At 53.5% G+C, this 19516-nt stretch carries 6 protein-coding genes; 3 read left to right on the forward strand and 3 right to left on the reverse strand.

The genetic code is table 11. From position 1 onward, the window contains the following. Positions 1-5 precede the first annotated feature (5 nt). Both C1J03_RS26035 and C1J03_RS05810 read right to left on the reverse strand, forming a co-directional pair. Complete coding sequence (locus tag C1J03_RS26035) at positions 6-203, reverse strand: DUF4345 family protein (protein ID WP_368073921.1); 198 nt, start codon at positions 201-203, stop codon at positions 6-8. 554 nt (positions 204-757) lie between these two features. Further along, entirely contained in the window at positions 758-1447 is a 690-nt protein-coding gene (locus C1J03_RS05810; protein WP_114884591.1) for an OmpA family protein, read from the reverse strand. Positions 1448-1611: 164 nt separating this feature from the next. Between C1J03_RS05810 and C1J03_RS05815 the strand changes: the two genes are divergently transcribed. The 3 genes from C1J03_RS05815 (at position 1612) to C1J03_RS05825 (ending at position 6606) form a co-directional block, all read left to right on the forward strand. Continuing rightward, a complete protein-coding gene (locus tag C1J03_RS05815) occupies positions 1612-3024 on the forward strand; it encodes a TolC family protein (protein ID WP_114884593.1) in 1413 nt (470 codons plus the stop codon). A 79-nt stretch (positions 3025-3103) separates the two neighbouring features. Continuing rightward, positions 3104-5290: a type I secretion system permease/ATPase gene (locus tag C1J03_RS05820; RefSeq protein ID WP_114884595.1), complete on the forward strand. Its 2187-nt coding sequence runs from the start codon at positions 3104-3106 to the stop codon at positions 5288-5290. Further along, the gene (locus tag C1J03_RS05825) at positions 5287-6606 is read left to right on the forward strand and encodes an HlyD family type I secretion periplasmic adaptor subunit (protein WP_254694190.1); all 1320 of its coding nucleotides are present in this window, start codon (positions 5287-5289) and stop codon (positions 6604-6606) included. The genes C1J03_RS05820 and C1J03_RS05825 overlap by 4 nt, the downstream gene beginning before the upstream one ends. 2 nt (positions 6607-6608) lie before the next feature. On the opposite strand, the gene C1J03_RS05830 is transcribed toward C1J03_RS05825, so the two are convergent. Continuing rightward, positions 6609-18854: a hypothetical protein gene (locus C1J03_RS05830; protein WP_162798460.1), complete on the reverse strand. Its 12246-nt coding sequence runs from the start codon at positions 18852-18854 to the stop codon at positions 6609-6611. Between the last annotated feature and the right edge of the window lie 662 nt (positions 18855-19516).

Here is a 19516-nt window from a genome sequence, read left to right on the forward strand (position 1 = left end):
CTGAACTACGGGTTCCTCTTGATTGCCGTAAGCGCCAGCACAGCGAATGTAATTTCGGCAAACAAATAGAACAATAGGACAAAATTCGGCATGCCATCAACAAGGATGCTGACAATCCGGCTAGCAGCAAGCCCGCTCATAAAGATGAATAGGCTCCATAGGGCTGGGCGCGTGAACGGAGCACGCAACGGCCCGCAAGCCAAAAGCAGACATTCGCCAGATAGAGGCCCATGATCGCGCGAAAGACATGGGTTTGATCTGTCCCCTAAACTGGAAATCCCAATAGTTCAGTTACCGATTTCTAGGGGATCAATCCATAAGAGAATGCGATTGGAACAAGACCGACAGAAGCGAGTATGAGGACCAAGCGATCAGACATTTTGTACCCTTCGTCGATTACGGCGTAGGGCCGCCAGCAGCCGTATTACGCAAGCTGTATATTTGGGGAAATGGGGCTATTTGAGAGGGTCTGGTCAATTTTTAAAACGCCATGAATAGAATTCTGCAAACTGTCCAGGCGGAGCCACGTTGGGTCTGTACTACGGTTGGCTCGAATTCGTCTGGTAGCACTGTGTGCTCACTTACCAGACGACGCTCTGCGTAAGATGCAGGAAGTCATGGCCAAAAAAATGAGAAGGCCAAGGTAACAAGAAACACAACCCAAAACTATCTTGTTCAAATCTCGCCTACTCAGCCTACTTTAACGAAGGCACCAATTGAGCTGCTGTCAGTTCGATTTCACAGCGTGCCAATTGAATTACGGCGTGTTTCCGAGTGCCGTTTGCAATCGAGCTGAATTGCAAAAACACTTCTTTGCATATTCCAACTTGCGGACAGAGTCCGCGCCATACCCGACAGCTTGGCCGCAATCTTGTCTTGCGGCGCCTGCCATCTGAAATGCAGAACCATTCGCTCCGTTCCCGTTGAACCGATCATAGGAGATAACAGCCTCAGACAGGCGGTTAAGCAGATCCTGTTGCAACTCGTCTCCGATGGCGGATTGTGCCAAAGGAACAGCACGGAAACTCTGACAGGCGGCAAGGATATCTGAAAGTTCGACCGTGACGCGGCGATTTTGACGCTCAGCTGATGCTACTTTGATCAACAGATCGCTTTTGCCTCGGCTTTTGACAGTCCCAATCCTGTCGATTGGCACACCGGCTGACGAAAGTTCTTTGGCCACGGTGTCTGCACGGCGTTGACCCAGAGATTGATTGTAAGACGAGGACCCGACAGCGTCCGTGTAACCAACAACAACCGTAGGCTTATAACTGCTCACGCTTTTCAGCCGCTGGGCGATTTCGGCGACCTGAGCCTGCCCTTGGGCATCCAGCTGGTCCGAATCGAATTTGAAATTCACAGTCCCAATTTCGGAGGCTTGGCCCGCGATAGGAAGCAACAGGACCAATAAGACGGCCCAAAATCCTCTAATCGTAAGCGAACTCATTTTTGAGCCTCCAAAGTTTCTAGATTCACTGGATAACATGCGGTTCCCAGCCGATGTAAGTACAAATGTAGATTTTCAGGTTGACCAACCCCCTCCCGAACGTGGAGGTAGTTCAAACGGTTTGTCAGTGTTTAGTTAACTAGTTTGTTTGAAGGGGGACGTCAGTGAAATCTAGACTTTGTATTTCTGCGTTACTTAGCATTTCGTGTCTGTTGTTGCCCAGTGCCTCGCTTGCACTGTCTCTCAAAGATGTGATCCTTTACGTCCTTGAAACCAACCCCGATATCAAAACAGCCGAGTCGAACAAACAAGCGATTGAGTTTGAATTGGACCAGGCACGCAGTTTGCGTGCGCCTCGCTTTGAATTGGAAGCCTTTGCCGGATCAAGCTTGAATGATGGCTCGACCACGCCCGATCTGTCGTCGGCAGATAGCTGGGTGAATGGCTATGAAATCAGCGGGCGCGTTTCGCAGCTACTGTTTGACGGGTTTGAAACGCGATCCGAGATTGACCGGCAAGCTTACCGCATCGACGCGGCAGCCTACCGCGTTCTTGAAAGATCTGAGGTGCTTTCTCTTGAGGCAGTCCGGCTTTATTCGGATGTACTTCGCATTAGGTCGCTGACGGCGTTTGCTAAGAAAAACCGTGATTATCATTCAACTGCGCTGGACCGCGTGCGCCGCGCCTATGATCAGGGCGTTGTTTCGATAGGTGACCTTCAACAAGCTGAGGAACGGTTTCTTTTGGCTGAGGACACCATTCTTGCGTTTGATCTGGACAAAGATGATATCGAATCTCTCTTTCTTGCTGTTGTCGGGGTCGAACCCAAAGGCTTAGGCACAGTTCCTAATATTGCTGGTTCTGTCCCCTCCAATCTGGAGGCTGCACTACAAATTGGACGCACCCAAAACCCCAGCATTTTGTTTTTGCAATCCGACATAGGCGCAGCAGAAGCTCAGTCTCGCCGGGTGGACGCGAACGCTGCTCCAAAACTCTTTCTCGAGGCGGATGGACGGTTCGGCAATGATGTTGGCGGCTACGAAGGCAATGTCGCTGATGCAAAGGTCGGTTTGGTGCTGCGGTATGAATTCCAAGGAACGTCCAAACGTTCTGCGCGCCAAGAACAGATACGTCGCGTTGGTGAAAGCCGCTCACGGCTTCTCTCTCAGACACGGCTTGTTGAACGCGAAGTGCGCCAAAGCTGGTCGACCCTTCAGTCAGCGCAGCGACGGACCAAGACCATTCAAGCTCAGGCTGACATTGCACTGAAGCTGCGCCAGACTTACGAGGCCGAATTTGACGTAGGCCAGCGTTCCTTGTTGGATGTTTTGAATACCCAAAACGCACTGTTTCAGGCTCAGGCCAACTTGGTCAATGCCCGGTCGCTCGAAAACTACGTGAGATACCGGATATTGGCTTCTATTGGCATTCTACTGCCAACACTGGATGTACCCGTGCCTGAAGATGCCAAGGTGTATGCGAGAGAACGGCAAGGCGTGCCTGCTCTGGACAAAAATGGAGACCGGCAACGCTTGGATGCCAAGTCTTTCAAAGAATGGCGCAAGTCGCTTGAGTGACGGCTAATCGGTCTAACTTCGCCACCGGAGAAACCCCATCGTTCAGGACACCTCGCCAGATCCAAAGAAGCTCAGCCGAGTGAAGGTTTCGCCGAAGGTCGTCGCACGTGATAACCGGGTTGAGCCAAGAAAGAAGTGGTCCTTTAAACAGGATCCCCGTGATCCTTTGGCAGCAGCGATTTCAACCTGTTTGCGATTGCGCGGCCATGATATTGGCGAGGATGCTTTGCTCCTCGGCTTGGCACTCGACGATGATGGTCAACTAACCCCTAAAACGGGTTTGAGGGCGGTTGAGGCGCACGGGCATCGAGCACATATTACCCGTCGCGATATAACCGATCTGCCGGATTCAGTTTTGCCTGCAGTTCTTTTCACAACCGACCGGGATGCCTGCGTATTGGTCCAGAGGGACGAAAAAACAGCGCGGGTGATTTGGCCAACACGGTCGGATGATGCCCTGGAACTCCCAGTGGCAGATCTTGAGGCGGCTTACGCAGGTCACGCTCTGTTGCTGCAGGTCAATGCCGAGAGCAGCCCCGATCCTTCGGCGTCTCCTGCCGTGCGTCACTGGTATTGGAGCGTTGTTTCCCAGTTCTGGCCCGACTTCATGCAGGTGATCCTAGCTTCTGCGCTCATCAACCTATTGGCGCTTGCTGTTCCGATCTTCACGATGAACGTTTACGATCGCGTCTTTCCAAACGCCGCTCTCATCACGTTATGGTCATTGGTTTTGGGTGTTGGGCTTGCCCTAACGTTCGATGCGATACTGAAATGGATAAGAGCGCTGGTCGTGGATAAAGTTTCTCGCCGCGTTGATCTAGCGGTGTCATCAGAAATATTTAGGCATATTGCCGATCTGAGGCTTGATGCTGAAACGCAATCTGCGGGTTCCTTGATCAATAACCTCAAGGATTACGAGCAAGTTCGTGATTTCTTTTCGTCCCAAACGCTGGCTTCATTGACCGATTTGGCCTTCGCATTCCTGTTTATTGCTGTGATTGCCTATATCGGGGGGCCTTTGGCGTGGCCTCCTGCTATCGCGCTGACCGTCGTTATTATTATGGGCCTTGTCATACTTGTCCCGTTACGCACTGCGTCCAATGCCGCAAGACAGACCAGCGGTGTAAAGAACGCGGTTGCGGTAGAGGCCATCACGGATCTTGAAACACTAAAGGCCATTTCTGGTCAAAATCGCATGCAGGCGCGCTGGGAAAAGCAAGTTGCAGAAAGTGCCCGCGCGCAAGAACGCAGCAAGCGGCTGGCAACCTTCGCGACAACGTTGACGGCACTTGGCCAACAGGTTTCATCCATCGGTATTGTGATCCTTGGAGTTTACCTCGCGTTGGACGGTAGCCTGACAATGGGTGCGGTGATCGCAGCGATGATCCTTTCGGGTCGTGCCATGGCACCGACGGCTGCCTTGGCGGGGCTTTTTGTCCGTGCCGGGTTTGCAGTATCAACGCTGCGCAGTCTGAACGAACTTATGTCGCGTCCCTCAGACAAGAGCGCACCGGGTGTCACAATGAACGCCACTACCGAGGACGGAGCCTTTGAACTTCGCCAAGTGTCGCTTCAATACGAAGGGGCCAAGGTGCCGGCTATTCAAGATATTTCGTTCAAGACTGGACCGCGGGAACGGATCGGGCTTGTTGGTCCTGTGGGGGCGGGCAAGACCAGTCTTGTGCGCGTCATTTCAGGCCTCTACGCGCCCACCAATGGCATGGTCTTGTTGGACGGGTTGAACATTTCTCAACTTGGGTCGGCCCGTTTGCGACGAGATGTTCAGCTGGTCCCTCAAGAGGCTGTGCTCTTTTCCGGGACGCTTGCTGAAAATATTGCATTCGGAGTGCCGCAGGCCACCAGCGAAGATTTGCTGCGTGTCGCGCGTTTGGCGGGAGTTGACCGTATCGCAGCGGCTCATCCTCAAGGGTTTGCCATGCCCATTGGCGAGCGTGGGCGCAATCTGTCTGGTGGGCAACGGCAAATGGTTGCTCTTGCGCGTGCGTTGCTGCCACGTCCACGGGTGTTGATTCTGGATGAACCGACGTCATCAATGGACACGCAAAGCGAAAAACTGTTCATCCAAAGCCTGACGCGGGTGCTGGACGAATGGCCTATGTCACTCATTGTCTCAACGCATCGCATGGGATTGCTGGAACTGGTGGACCGGTTGATCCTTCTGGATCAGGGCGGGTTGGTGATGGATGGTCCCAAAGCGCAGGTCATTGAGCAGCTAAGCCGTAAAGACGAAAGAGATAAGGTTTGAGCAAGCGGGACTGGGAGATTATCGACTTTGCTGATGGGCGCGACGCATCGAAGTTGCGCCGTTCTTCAGGGTGGCTCGCCATGTTTTTGCTTATCATCGTTCTGATGGTCACCGCAGGAATTGTTTGGGCCGCTTTCGCTAGAATAGAAGAGGTCGCCCGCGCCCAGGGGCGGGTCGTTCCATCTGGTCGTGCGCGCACTGTCGAAAGCCTAGAGGGCGGAATAGTTAGAGAGATACTTGTTGCTGAAGGGGATCTTGTCACGGCCGGGCAGGTATTGGCACGGTTGGATGATACTGGATCGGCGGCGAATTTGGGTGAGTTTCGTGCCCAGCAAAAAGCGCTAAGCGCACGCAGCCTGAGATTGGGGGCTGAACTTGTTGGCCCGGACATCCCGGATTTTTCTGAAACTAACATCGACCTCGATAGCCCATTGGCGTTGCGCGAGATCGCTCTTTTTGAGAGCCGAACGGCTTCCTACCTCGGGCAACGTGTTGTTCTTGAGGCACAATCCCAGCAGCGTGCTCAGGAGATTTCCGAGGTCGAGGCGGCAATGGAGCGGGTGGAAGAGAACATTGCGCTGCTTGACGAAGAGATTCAGATCAAAACCGATAGTGGTGTCGTGCCGCGCGTTCAAATTCTACCGATTGAGCGGGAACGATCTTCTCGTAGGCAAGAACGCGACGGATTGCGTAGCCGCCGGGATCAGGCCCTGACTGCACTCACCGAAGCCCGCGCGCGTTTGGCTGAAGCCGAACTGCAAAGGCGGGCGGAAATCAACATTGAGCGCTCTGACACGCTTAACCAACTAAGCGTGATCCAAGAGAGCCTTAAGAGCGCCTCCTACGTGGTTTCGCGTGCAGCCTTGAGAGCACCGGTAGATGGCGTTGTTTCCGCACTAAACGTCAATACAATCGGGGCGGTGATCTCACCGGGTGAAGAGGTGCTCCGCATCGTACCCATTGGTGATCTGCTCCAGGTCGAGGCACGGGTGCGACCCGAGGACATAGCCTTCATACGACCCGATTTACCCGCAAGTGTTAAGCTGACGTCGTTCGATTTTACCATCTATGGCGCGCTGAAAGGTCATGTCGCACGTATTGGTGTTGATGCGGAACAAGACGAAGCAACGGGAGAGATCTATTACCCGATCATCGTCGAGACCGAGGAAAACAGCCTCCAACGCGGCAGCACGGTTTTGAATATCCGACCAGGAATGGTGGCCTCGGTGGATATTCTCACTGGCGAACGCACGGTGTTGGATTACCTGCTTAAGCCGTTCCGCAAGGCCCGATTAGAGGCCATGCGGGAACGCTAAGACTAGATAATTGCAGTTGTTTGCATGTTATTGGCGTCGTTAAAGATCACCTCGACTTCCTGAGCCAAACCGCCTGCTGCCGAGTTCACATTTGCGACGGTTGTGCCATTGACGCTGAGATCACCAGATAGGTTATCGTAGTCAACCTGATCGGCCAGCACTTCGCTCGGATTGAGCGTTACCAAAGCTGTCAGATCAATTTGGTCCACACCAACACCCACAGGCTCGTCAAAGTCTGAAATGACGTTAGACGCGGTGAGGTTGGTCAGCACGAAGATATCTTGCCCAGCACCACCAGACAAAGAATTGTTACCCCCGCCGCCTTGCAAAATATCGTTGCCGATCCCGCCTGAAATGTCGTCATCCCCGTCTGAGCCTATGGCCCAATCATCCCCATCACCGAGGTCGATTTGGTAGCCTACTGCGGAGGTGCTCAGATCAATAAAGTCCGAACCGCCCATCAATTCAAACCCTTCGATGTCAGTGTAGGGTGCTGCCGCAGACAAGATTACACCGTCGTTACCTGCGGTGCCCGTGGCAATGTCTGAAATACCAACACCGCCGCTAACGTCGCCCAACAGATCTTTGACGTTGCCGTCAGGATCGGTGGTTGTTGAACCTGTTGCCACCATCTGAAGCGTATCGATATCAAGGTTTGCAGTGGCCTGCGTTCGAGCGGGTGCCGTGGCGCTGTCGACGACGTCATAGGTCAGCAACGGCGTTCCAACGTAGGCGTTAGGGACTGTAATTTCGATCCCAGTTGCCTGTACTGCGATGCCAACATCGGGATCGTTGGCCATAATATTTTCAACGCTCAAGGGTTGATCAGCGTCGGTTGCATTGGCCAGAAGCGTATTAAAGTCGATGAAGAACACCGTATCTGTCGAGCTTACACTGATCGGGCCAGACACCTCGGGTTGATCGTTAATCGAAATGCTAAATGCCTCAGCATTCGCAACGCCGTGATTGGTTGTCACTGTCACATCACCGTCGATCACATCGGCGAAATCACCGGGAACCGTAATGGAAAGGCTGGCAACCAGCAAAGCGAAGTCTGCGGGGCTTGTTGAGCCGCGCACAAGCGTGAGCCTGTCGCCCGACAGCACGCCAGACGAGGCCGTCGTTCCTGCTGGCGGCGGTGCCGAGAATTGGACCACGACTTGTTCAAGTGTTTCTGAGGGCACCAACTGGGTGTCGGTGATCTGCGCATCAATGCCGAATGCGATAAGGGTTGGGCTACCGGTTTGGGGCAGATCATCCAAGGGCGGCGTGACTACGACGCTCAGATCCAATTCGCCGTCTATTTCAATCGTAAAGTTGCCAGTCTCATTGCCGCCTTCGTTCGTTGTTACGACGAGGGTACCGGACAGCAGCGCGCCGTTGGTTGCGAAATCTGCGGGAAAGTTGATTTGAAGCTGGGTGAAATCAGCGAGACTGCCGCTGAAACTTAGGGTCCCGCTGGCTGCGATAGGTGTGTTGCTGCCAATTTGATAACTTGTACCATCAGGCACGCCGACGATTTCATAGGTGACGTTGTCGACAACTTCGGAGCCATCAATATCTGTTACCTGAATATTGAAATCACCCGCGGGCATATGAGAAACCACAACATCGGTTTCAGTCAAAACAACATCAGGGTCAGTTACAGTTAGTATCAGATCCGGCGTCGCCGTAATGGTCGCTGTTAGTTCTGCCGGTGCTGACCGTTGTTCGTCCGTAAAACTGCCGTTGACGCTTTGATCGGTTGTGACAGACACGATTTGTAGGGTTACGTCGCCCGCAAAATCAGGGGGCGCTTCGAATGTGACGGCTCCGGAGGGTGCAAACCCGAGCCCACCAGCCCCGCCCAATACGGCAAACCCGGTGCCACCAGACAAGGTGACAGTGCCTGCCACAACGGGCTGTTCGACACCGTCCAAGAATATCTTCCCGCCGGCTGGCACCGTGATTTCAAATACCATGGTCTCGTGGGGGTCCGGAGTGATGCCCGAAATGGTTAGGTCATAGAGTGTACCGTCGTCTTCGACGCCTGATGCTGGGGTGATCTGAACGTCAACCGTTGGGGTGTCTGCGTCAGGGCGTACCATCAGAATGATGTTTTGAATCCCAGAGGCTTCGTCAGAATTAGCTAATTCGAGCGTATTGACCCCGATGCTGAGCGGTATCTGGGTAGGCAAAGATGGGTCTAACCCATCTGGCAGTCGTGCATGATCATCAGTCAGCCTGACCGACACCTGTGGCCAAGCCGCTATCGAAATTGTGTAGGTGCCATCACCGTTGTCAATGAACCCTGAACCCGACGGGCCCGTAACTTCGAGGTAGTCAGGCACACCGGCCAAAACGATCGTCACGGTTTCGGAACCGTCCTGATCGGGTGAACTTGGATCGAGAACTGAGCCAAGCAGGAACGGGATGTCCTCGATAGCTGTTATGACAGGCGTGGCACCTCCCAAATCGACAAACGGCTGACCGGTTTCGGGATCAATGTCGGTTGCATCAAAAACAAAGGTCGGCGTGTCAGCCACGGGGGTCACGGTCAAAGTGCGAACCAACGTCGTCGTTCCAACCGAGCCATCAATATCTTGGCTTCCTGCGGTAATCGAGATCTCAAGCGGTCCGCTATAATGCTCGCGGGCGGTCAAACCTAGACCATTCACCTGGTTTTGCGGCACGGTGTAGCGAATGATGCCACCACCAATATCGGTTCCCGAAATCGGGTCGCCTGCGGAATCCAGAAGTTGGCCACCGTTTGTGCCGTCAATCTCAATGATGACATCTCCAGAAGGGCGTTCACCCAAATCGATGCCGTTTATTTCGAGGTTGAGGTTATAGACGGTGTCTTCGTCAAAGGAATTTCCCCCGCCCAGAACAACTTCGGGGCCATCTACAACCGGGTTGATTGTGATCGCAAAGCTCTGGTTGCCGGTCGACGTTGTCCCGCAGGTGAAGTTATTGAGCAGCATTCGGTAATCGATCTGATCAAGGCTGTCATAAGGATCACCTGATCCGTAGGTGTCGTTCGGGTTAAATGGGTTTGCCGGGCTCGATTCATTCTCAGGCGGCGTAAAGAGCAGGAACCCTTCCGTTTGAGTTGGGTCCGTTGGATCCACCATCAAAACAGACACGTCGATCACATAGAGGCCCGTGACAGGGTCATACAAAACAGCGCCCGGCGGGGAGCTTGAAAGAGTAGCACCTGGCGGAAGCTCGATCCCGAGGCCGAAACTCCCAAGCACGCCGTTTGGTAAGTTCACCAAGTCGTCGATACTGTCATAAAACGCGTTTGGCGTTATCTTTAGCTTGAAAGCGATTTCGGTGTCTTCGTCGCCACTTCCAACCAGCGATAGCTGAGGCAATGGCAATTCCTGGTCAGGGGTGCAGGGCATCCCACTGCCACCATCAGGATCAGGAACGACAACAATTGTGAAATCAATTGTTTCCGTCGCACCACCCGGCAAAGCGTCAATCGCGGCAATAACTTGATTTGTCGGCAGGCCCGTCAAATCAGGGATAGTTTGGTCATCCTCGATCACAATTGCTGTGAATGTGAGGTCGTAATAAGTGGGTTCGCTGACATCCACTGGCACGAATTCGATGCCCGCCAATTGACTGGAGGAAACGAGGTAGGTTTCTCCGGTGGTATCGACAGGTGAGGCGCCTGCAAAAGCAGCACCGGGCGGAACGCCGGTGATCAAATAATAGATGGTTTCTGAGTTGTCGAAATCAGCAGATGGATTTCCAACAGGTACCAGAATTTCGGTCATCACTCCTGAAAGCGGATCTACATCATTTTGGGTGAAAGTAAGCGCAGGGTCACTTGAAAAGAGCCCCGTATCTATCACCAAATCGCGTAGTCTGCTGTTAAGCTCAAAGGGGGCCGTGTCATAGCCCGCGTAGCCATAAACGCGTTCAGAGTTCGGTATGCCGTCGGTGATTTCGCCGGGTCGAAAAATATCGTCGATCAAATTGGGTGTTAGGAATCCCGAAGCGTCTTGCGCTTCGACAACGGGATCGTCAGCGATGCCAAGCACATCAATGCGTATTGTGCCGGTGCCTGTTGTAAACTGAGTTGGGTCGAGGGTTTCAAAATACACAAGGCTGACATCAAACACGACATCTTCGTTGCTATCTTGTCCAGGTAAAACCCAAAGGTTCGAAGCCTGCGCAGCCGTGAGCGTTAATGTGCCAAGTGCAGTTGGCGTATACTCGTTGATGGCGGTGGTGGAGTTAGGAAGCGTCGGCCCGGGTGGACCATCAAAGAAGCGCGGCAACCGGTCATTTGAATCTGGAACGATGTTGCTGATTACAACCGTGTCCAGAACGGCTTCCGGAGAGCCGGGCGAATTACTTGGATTATCGATTAAGTTCCCGTCGATTGGCACCTGTACGGCATTGTCTTCGTTGGTACTGGTGCGTTCACTTGGGTCGCCGCCATCTGCAACTGGATCGATGATCAATGTTTCATTTAGGGTTGTAACCCGTGTGCCACCACCATCGTCCTCGGTTGTGATCACTTCGATTGTGAGGGGGAAATCACCCGCGGTGTGCAACGGAATGCCACGTAGTTCGGCGAGTTCCCACTGACCGTCCTCTAGGCTCCACGAGTTGAACCCCGGCGGCTGGTTCACGGCCGTCAATAGGGCAGGGATCTTTGGCCCAGTTGGATCACCAAGATCAGGTACATAGACCGTGATGCCTGACGGAATGTCGCGCAGCACGACAGCTGTCACGACTTCGCTGCCATCATTGTCCTGAATAATAGGCAGGAATGGTATCTGCCAAACGCCACCATCGGCGTCGATTGTCGCCTCGTTCCCGACAGGCAAAGTTAAGATCACCGAAATATTGTTAACCGGGTCGATATCAACATCAAATCCGGCATCAGAAATTTGATCGTCAGTCGTTGCCGAATTATCGTCCACCGAGGTCAACACAATATTCAGATCGTTCCCGAAGAAATCACCTGCAGCGCTGAAGGGATCGCCCGTTTGACGGTCGACATCATAATCTTCGTAAAGGGTGGGGCGCAGCTGAAGTGAGGCCTGAAAACTGGTCACGCCGGGTACAAAGGTGATGGTAAGTTGGCCCGTGCCGGCGTCGAATTCGGCCGTCGCGATGCTATTTAACTCTGCCTGTGACAGTGGAGCCGAACCATCCACGGTGAAGAAAGCAGAATCGTCGATCGACGTACCGTTCAGTACATCCCTTACCCAATCAGTGGGTACGTTTTCTATGACCAGTGTTTCTAGTTGTTCAGAGCCATCGGTGTCGGGCGTGGATGCGTCCAGACCCACAAACAGCTCGACTTGTCCGGGGCCCGAACCGTCACCCGTACTTTCGAGAAGCGTCAAGATTTCTGCCCCTGCTACCGATCCGTCTTCAACGGTTGCGGACACAATTGTAGGGCTACCGACGGCTACTTCGCCAACGGATCTGACAAATACAGATGCGGTCAAGTCGGCCTCGGCGCGTGGCCTTACGGTTTGGGTAATTTGAAATGTATCGGACTGGAAGTTATCGGTTGTGTCGTTTTCCACATCCCCCGTCGTAGTCTCATTCCACGACAAGGTCCCGTCACTCGTCAAGATACCGCTGAAGTGCTGAGGTAAACGAACTTCAAGGGCTTCCAACGCGGAGCTGAATTGGTCGGGTGTGGCGCCCGTCGCAGGCGTTAATATATATGACACGCTGTCAACGGTTGAGCCGGTTTGCGTGATTGTGACAAACCCAGACAGACCCGCATCGGTGATACGCAGCGACAGTTGGCTGGTGTCAGAAGGGTCAAAATTATCGCTTTCCGTGGCGACACTGATTGTCAGTTCGAGCCCAGAAAACACTTCGGAGCCGTCAACATCTGACAGGCCAATATTGCTAAGATCGATATCCAGCCGGCGGGTATTGTTCCGGTTTTCGTTTGCAGAAGTGTTCGCCACGTCGAGTGTGGCGGCGTCGGCAATTGCGTCGACGTCAACATCAACGCGGTCAAAGGCCGTCTGCGTGTTCGTCGTAAGACCAGCTGCCGTGTCCTCGGATGTGACGATAGCAGCCAGATCATTGCCAACAAGCGTTCGGACATCGCGGTCGTCATCTGCCAATGGCGTAACCCGCAAGGCACCATCAAAAGCGACGACGCCAGAAACGAAGGTTATGGTCAAAGTGGTGCCGGACAGCGTTGCCGTCGCAACTTGGGCCTGACCTTGCTCAAAAAGGCTCAGATCAATGTTTCCGGCTGAGGAGGGAACCCAACCGATCGGAACATTTTCGACAACGATCTGCGTCAGTTGTTCGGACCCGTCCTGATCCGGTGTGCTCGCATCAAATGTAAGCAGGAATGAGGTGTCTTCATCGACAATAAAGTTGTCTGGGCCAAGCGCATCAACGTTCCCGACGCTGTCATCCACCGATAGAGAAATGGTCGGTTCCGCAACGGGAGTCACATTCAGTCTAAAGCTGTCGGACGTGCCGGCTGGGGCACCTTCATTGGTTTCGACCGTTACCTCAATATCGATGATCCCAGAGAAATGAGTGGGGAAACTGTCGACGCCGAGGGCTTGGAGTTGTGCCAAAGTTCCGGTCCACTGTGCGACCGGGCCGTTCAGTACAATTCCATCGCTCAGCACCGTGTTGCCGGCTGGCAGGCCTGAAAATTCGACCGTGATTGCAGTTATCGCCTCGGACCCATCGATGTCCGTTACACCTGCATCCAAGTTAAGCGGGATTGGCTGGCCCAGGTCTTCGATGACCGTGATGTCGGAAGTCGTGATTTCAACATCCTGTTCGGACGCGACTGTTATTGTGAATGGAGCGGTCTCCACCCCATCGTTGGGCCCCAAGTCAATCTCGCCAGCCAACAAGGCTTCATTGGTTGTGAAGGTCACAGTTCCCGTGATGTCTGTTGTGGTTGAAAAGTCGTTGGGAAGCCGGAAAACTAGGTCGCCATATTCGGCGTTTGTTAGCCCTGCCAACACAAAACTTGGCCCAGAAGGCACGGATACGAACGAACTCCCCCCATCGAGTGAATAAAAAGTGTCATTGGGCAGGCCGCCAATCGTGACATCGACCTGGGCAACACTCTCTGAGCCGTCGGCGTCAGTTGTTGTCGCAGTCAATGCATCCGTTAATCTGAATTCCAGCGGAGCCTGGGTGGTTGTGTCTTCGTCGGCATCGGCGGGGGCGTCATTTTCGGTCAACGCAATGCTGCCTGGGCCGCTCACCTGTAAATCGCCTTCTGGGTCCACTGTTATTGTCAGGGTGCCCATATCAACACCGCGCTCGTCGGTGACAGCAACGATGTCTGCAACTAGCGGGGTTAGAGGGTTATCCGTCGAAAAATCAGCCGGCAATTCAATGACCAGTTGGTTATAGGTCGCCAGATCGCCGATGAAATCCAATGTCGACGTGGCTACTGCAAAAGAAACGCCATTATCTATGGAAAACCGAGTGCCAGCAGGCAGGCCATTAAATACAACTGCGATTTGATCGACGCTTTCTGACCCATCAACATCAGTTACCACCGGAGTTATTGTATCCGCGGGTCTGAAAGTCAGGACTGCGTCTGTCTCGGCCAATGCAAGCAAGCCGTCATTAACTTCCACGTCTCCTTCAGCATTCACAATGAAGGGGATCAGGCCACTTACAGTACCGTCACCGGTTGTCACTACCAGCGAGGCTGCAAACGTCTCAGCGGGGTTTTCCGTGGAATAATCAGTGGGCAAGATCAGCCGGACATCAACGGGACTAACGCCAGATCCGGTGTAGACAAAGTTAAAGTCTGCTGTGCCGTCACCATTGTCGGTAATCGTTCCGACATTGTTGCCTGCTCCGTCTACGGCCAAAACCGCGTCTGGCAATCCGTTGAGTGTAAACGTGAGTGACTGAATTGCTTCGCCTGGGTCGACGGCAACCGAAATGAAATCTGAAAGCAGAATTTCGAGTGGTGCATCGGTCTCATCAACCTCAACAAACCCACTAATGATGATATCTGGTGTTGGAGCTACCACAATTGCTTGGGGAGTAGATGCTTGCCCTTCAGGCGTGGTTACAGTGATAATACTAAGAATTGTGCCATTGTAGTTCCCAGGAATAGCCAAAACCAACGCTTCGGCTTCGGCAACCGTTCCGGTCCAATCATCACCGATAAGCACGCCACCGTTGACGCCTGTAAGAGGGGGCAGGGTGCTAAATCGGATAACGACCTCGGCGGCAAAACGCGGATCGGAGGGATCAGCGGTTTCTGAACCGTCGTCGTCCGTGATGGCGATCACGATACCCAGATCGACATCCGTTCCTAAATCGGGGTCGCCCGGATCCCCATCATCTTCTTGCGCATCAACGCGAAGCGGGGCGTCGAGTTCAATGTCAGACTCAAAGTCGATATCCACAACGCGGGTTGCCGTCGCGGTCCCGTCCGTCGGAGTGTCGTCATTTGGATCGCGGTCCTCGTCGGTCTGTACATCTAGGCGAAAAGTCAGCTGCAAAGTGGTGGAGCCATCGGTGAGATCTGCTCTGTTTGCAGTGGAGAAGTCTGCTGGCAGCGTGAGATTAAATCCAGCGTAGGCGGCCTCGACGTCTGCCACATTTGCTGCCGTCATATTCAACACAAGTGTTGCTGAGCCATTGGACAGGTCATTCGAAATCGTCGCGGTTGCCCCGGCCGGTAATGTGATCATCAAGCTCGCCAAGCTAGAGCCACCTGGGAGGCCCGTTATGGTCAGCGTCAAATTTTGCAACGCTTCGGATCCATCGAGATCCGTCACGCTTGGCGACAGCAATGACGAGGGCGTTACTAATGTGGCCGTGTCGGTTTCGTCAGGCACAGTGTCAGTTAACGTATCGTCGATCACAACATCGCCTTCAGGCGTAATACGCAGTGATACCGGAGCGTTGACACCGACCGGGTCCTCAGTGGACGTGACTTCGAATGACCCGCCAATCGTAAAGCCGTTACCGCTAGGACTTTCGGTTGAATAATCGGCAGGAAAACTCAGTTGCAAAGCAAGGTACTGAACTTCGGTACCGCTGAAAACAAATGTTCCGCCCAAGGGGGAGTAGGTTATCGTTGATGCAGGAACACCGATGACTAAGACCTGCGCAGGTAAATCGTTTAGGGTCAGTGTAATCGTATCGACGGTTTCTGTAGGCGGTCCGGGATCTGTGTCCTCAATCCGGACAGTCCAGGCGCTAGACGGAGAAACCACGACCCTCAAGTCAGTTTCTTGGGTTTCAAGATATTGAATATCCAGCACAATGTCACCTGAAGGTGCGATGACGATCTCTTGTGGTATGCTGTCTGATCCTTCGGGGGACAACGCCGTAATCACGCTGGTAATCGTCCCGGAATAGTCCTGAGGCAACGACAGGGTTAATGCATTTGCTTCAACGAGTGTGCCCGACCAAATACCAGTTGCGGGGCTGTAGTTCCCTCCTGAGAAGCTGGCTCCAATTGGCATTCCTGTATAGACGATCTCTACGGTGGTGCTGTCTTCCGAACCATCGATATCAGTCGGTGATACTGAAATGCTCAAGTCGACCGTTACGCCAACGCCGTTTCCGTCTTCGACGCCAGGAATGGTGGCGGGGGCGCTTAGATCAACATCCAGCTCAAATCCGATATCAACGACCCGAGTGAGGGTTGCTGTCCCGTCCGTAGGTGTATCGCTGCCGGGGTCTTGGTCTTCATCCGTTTGGACATCCAATCGGAATGTCAGACCCAGCGTGTTATTTCCGTTGGTAAGGTCAGTCCGGTTCGCCGTTGAGAAGTCAGTTGGGAGTGTTAGGTCCAATGCGGCGTAAGCAGCAGCCACATCCCCCACATTCGCAGCGTCCAAAGACAGCACCAGAGTAGAGGCACCAGTGGCCGGATCGCTAATAATGCCAGCTGTCGCGCCGGCCGGTACGACGATCTGCAAACTTGCAAGGGTTGAGCCGGCAGGTAGCCCTTCGATGGTAAGTACCAGTGACTGAAGGCTTTCTGATCCGTCTGCATCTGTAACAACCGGGGCAAGGAGTTGCGATGGCGTGAGTTGCGTAGGCGCATCGGTTTCAACCGGCATTATGCCCGGTTGGACTACGTCGATCACGACGTCGCCTTCGGGGGCGATGCGCAGGCTAACTGGTGTCGTCCGACCTGTCGCATCTTCGGTAGATGTTGCCATCAACGTGCCATCGAGCGTCAGACCATTTGCGCTGGGGCTTTCGGTGGAGAAATCGGCCGGAAAGCTGAGCTGGAGCGCAAGATATTCGGCTTCGGTGCCGCTGAAGACAAACGATCCTCCCAAAGCCGAATTGAAAGTGATCGATCCAGCAGGAACGCCGAGCGCGATAACACCAGCTGGCAAGCCTTGGAGTGTCAGCGTTACCGTATCAATCGTTTCGCGCGGAAGGTTCGGATCAAAATCACTCACCGAAATTTGCCATGCGGCAGATGGCGTGATGATAAGGGGCGCATCCGTTTCGGAGGCGGTCAATTCTGCAACGTTAAATTCAATGTCACCGGCTGGTTCGATGTTTATCGTTTGAGAAACCTCAATCCGGCCTTCCGGACTTATCGCTACGATCTGGGCAAGGATGTCGCCTGAAAAGTCACCCGGCAACTGCAGTGTCAGAGCGTTCGCGTCCGCCATCGTTCCGGTCCAGACCGACGTCGCACTGTCATAGCTTCCAGAGGAAAACTGCGGGTTGCTAGCGATGCCCGTGAACGTGATCTCGACGAATGTCGTGTCTTCGGAGCCATCGATATCTTCGGCCATCACCGAGATGCCTAAATCGACAGTCACGCCAGCGCCATCAAGGCCATCGCCATCTTCTCGTGCGCTGATCGTCGGTGGTGCGGTCAGAACAACGTCCAACTCAAAGCCGATTTCAACGATCCGAGTTGCGGTCGCGGTGCCATCCGTGGGTGTATCGGTGTTTGGATCTTGGTCTTCGTCAGTCTGAATATCTAACGTCACTGATAGCGGCAGCGCGGTTCCTGAACTCAGGTCAGACCGATTGGCAGTCGAAAAGTCAGCAGGCAGCATTAGGCTAAGCGCGTCGTAGGCTGCAGGGATATCCGCAACATTTGCGGCGTCCATCGTTATGATCAGGCGTACAGTGCCGGTCGCTGGATCATCAGAAATTTGCGCGTCTGCCCCGGTGGGCAGTGAAATACCCAAGCTTGCAAGTGTGGAACCGCCGGGCAAGCCTTCGATTGTAAGGACAAGTGTTTCCAGATTTTCGGACCCGTCGCCGTCAGGCACGCGCGGTAGCAAAAGATCTGCTGGACGAATGGTGGTGGCCGCATCGCTTTCGTCCGGCACGGTGCCGGGGGAGACGAATTCAATCTCAGCATCGCCTTCTGGAAATACAAAAGCCTGAAAATCTAGATTTGCAGCGCCAAGGAAATTGGTGGCAACGCTGATCTGGCCCTCGAAAGGACCTTCGGCGAAATCAGTTCGGCTCTGCGTCGAAAAATCAGCCGGAAATGTGAGGGTCAGGTCGTTAAATTCTGCAAGAGTGCCCGTGAATTCTAGGGTGCCAGTCGTGCCAGCCGAAACAGTTATTTGGCCGGAGTTCGTCGTGGTTCCCTGCGGCAGCCCCGCAATCTCAATCGTAACTTGGCTGATCTCTTCACCCAATTGATCAAATTCGAGGGTAAATTCGATAAACTGTGATGGTACCAAGGTTGAAACTGAATCGGTTTCAAAGGTTGCCATCGGGTTGTTCAAGGCAATCGTCGTCTCTCCGGGAGGTGTGCCGCCTTTATCGCCAAAGTATTCTTCGTCAATCCTTGGGGGGTAGATGTATTCGGTCGGCGGGAGAAGCGGGCTGTAGGGCAGGCCTATTAACGGATCTCCTGAAACGACCGGTTCTTGATCACCTGAGCCGGGGCGTACGCTGTCTGGGTCCAAAATCTCAAAGTAGTCAAGTTCACGAACTTCGGAGAGCGTTTCCCAATCACCATCTTTCGCCGCAGCGGCCTGAAGCTTGGATGCAGGTAGAATAAGTTCTGGCAATTGAACTATGAACTGGTTTTCTGCGCCGCCCAACAAAAGGACGATCATTCCGTCGTCCTGCACAAGCAGAAGGTCGCGACCAACAATAATTAATCGCCCGACTTCAATATCTTCCGGAAGCAAAACCGCGGTTAGGCCATTCGTATCGATAACAAGCGAGAAATCCTGCGCCCCATTGGAAAGCGCAGTTTTTACGTCAACCAGTGTCGATTCGGGGGGGAAAACCTTACCTGTTGTTTCTGTGTCTCGTGCCAAGCCGAAGGCCTCCCTAAGGATTTCTATGTTCACAGTATGCAGGCGCACGATCGAACGCCTGTTTGCAGTATAGCTTGGACAGGATTGAAGGTGAAACGGTCATATGAGCCGAATTCAGCTTATGTCGAATGCGCCGTTCCTGTGCTCGCTAAGCCTCATGCTCCTGAAATATTTCAAGCTTTTTAGGAATACCTATAGGGCGATCCCTTTGATGGTGCGCCTCTCATGCTGAGCTTCCATAACTTGCACAAAGTTAAGAATGCTCGTCATGAACGTGACATTGAGCGAAGCGATAGGGCATGTCGGGTGGGCAGATTAAGGGGAAATTTCAATGGGCTGACGCAACGCTTTCATGTTTCGGAAAGGTGTCGATTCAGCTGTAGTTAATCGATCCATATTCTTCACCGGCAAGCGCTGTCAGCGGCATGGGGTTGCAGGCCGCGCGGGGCCCTATGTGCGCCGGTCGGCGCCGGCAGGTCAAAATACATCGGCTTCCGTTGTCGCGAGTAGCCAAATTGACCATCCGGTTCATCCACACACCTGCTTGGTTGGACATTTTGCCATAAGCCTTGCTTCGAACTAATTTTATTGAATATGCTGTTTTTTCGGCTGTAATTTGCAGGTTCTAACCTTAGTCTCGCCGAGACTGTGAGAAAATGGGG

The sequence above is a fragment of the Sulfitobacter sp. SK012 genome, assembly GCF_003352085.1.
Classification (GTDB): Bacteria; Pseudomonadota; Alphaproteobacteria; order Rhodobacterales; family Rhodobacteraceae; genus Sulfitobacter.

What these genes read in the sequence shown, in the direction of transcription:
- C1J03_RS05810 (WP_114884591.1), bottom strand. Translation starts at nt 1,447, where the DNA reads ATGAGTTCGCTTACGATTAGAGGATTTTGGGCCGTCTTATTGGTCCTG.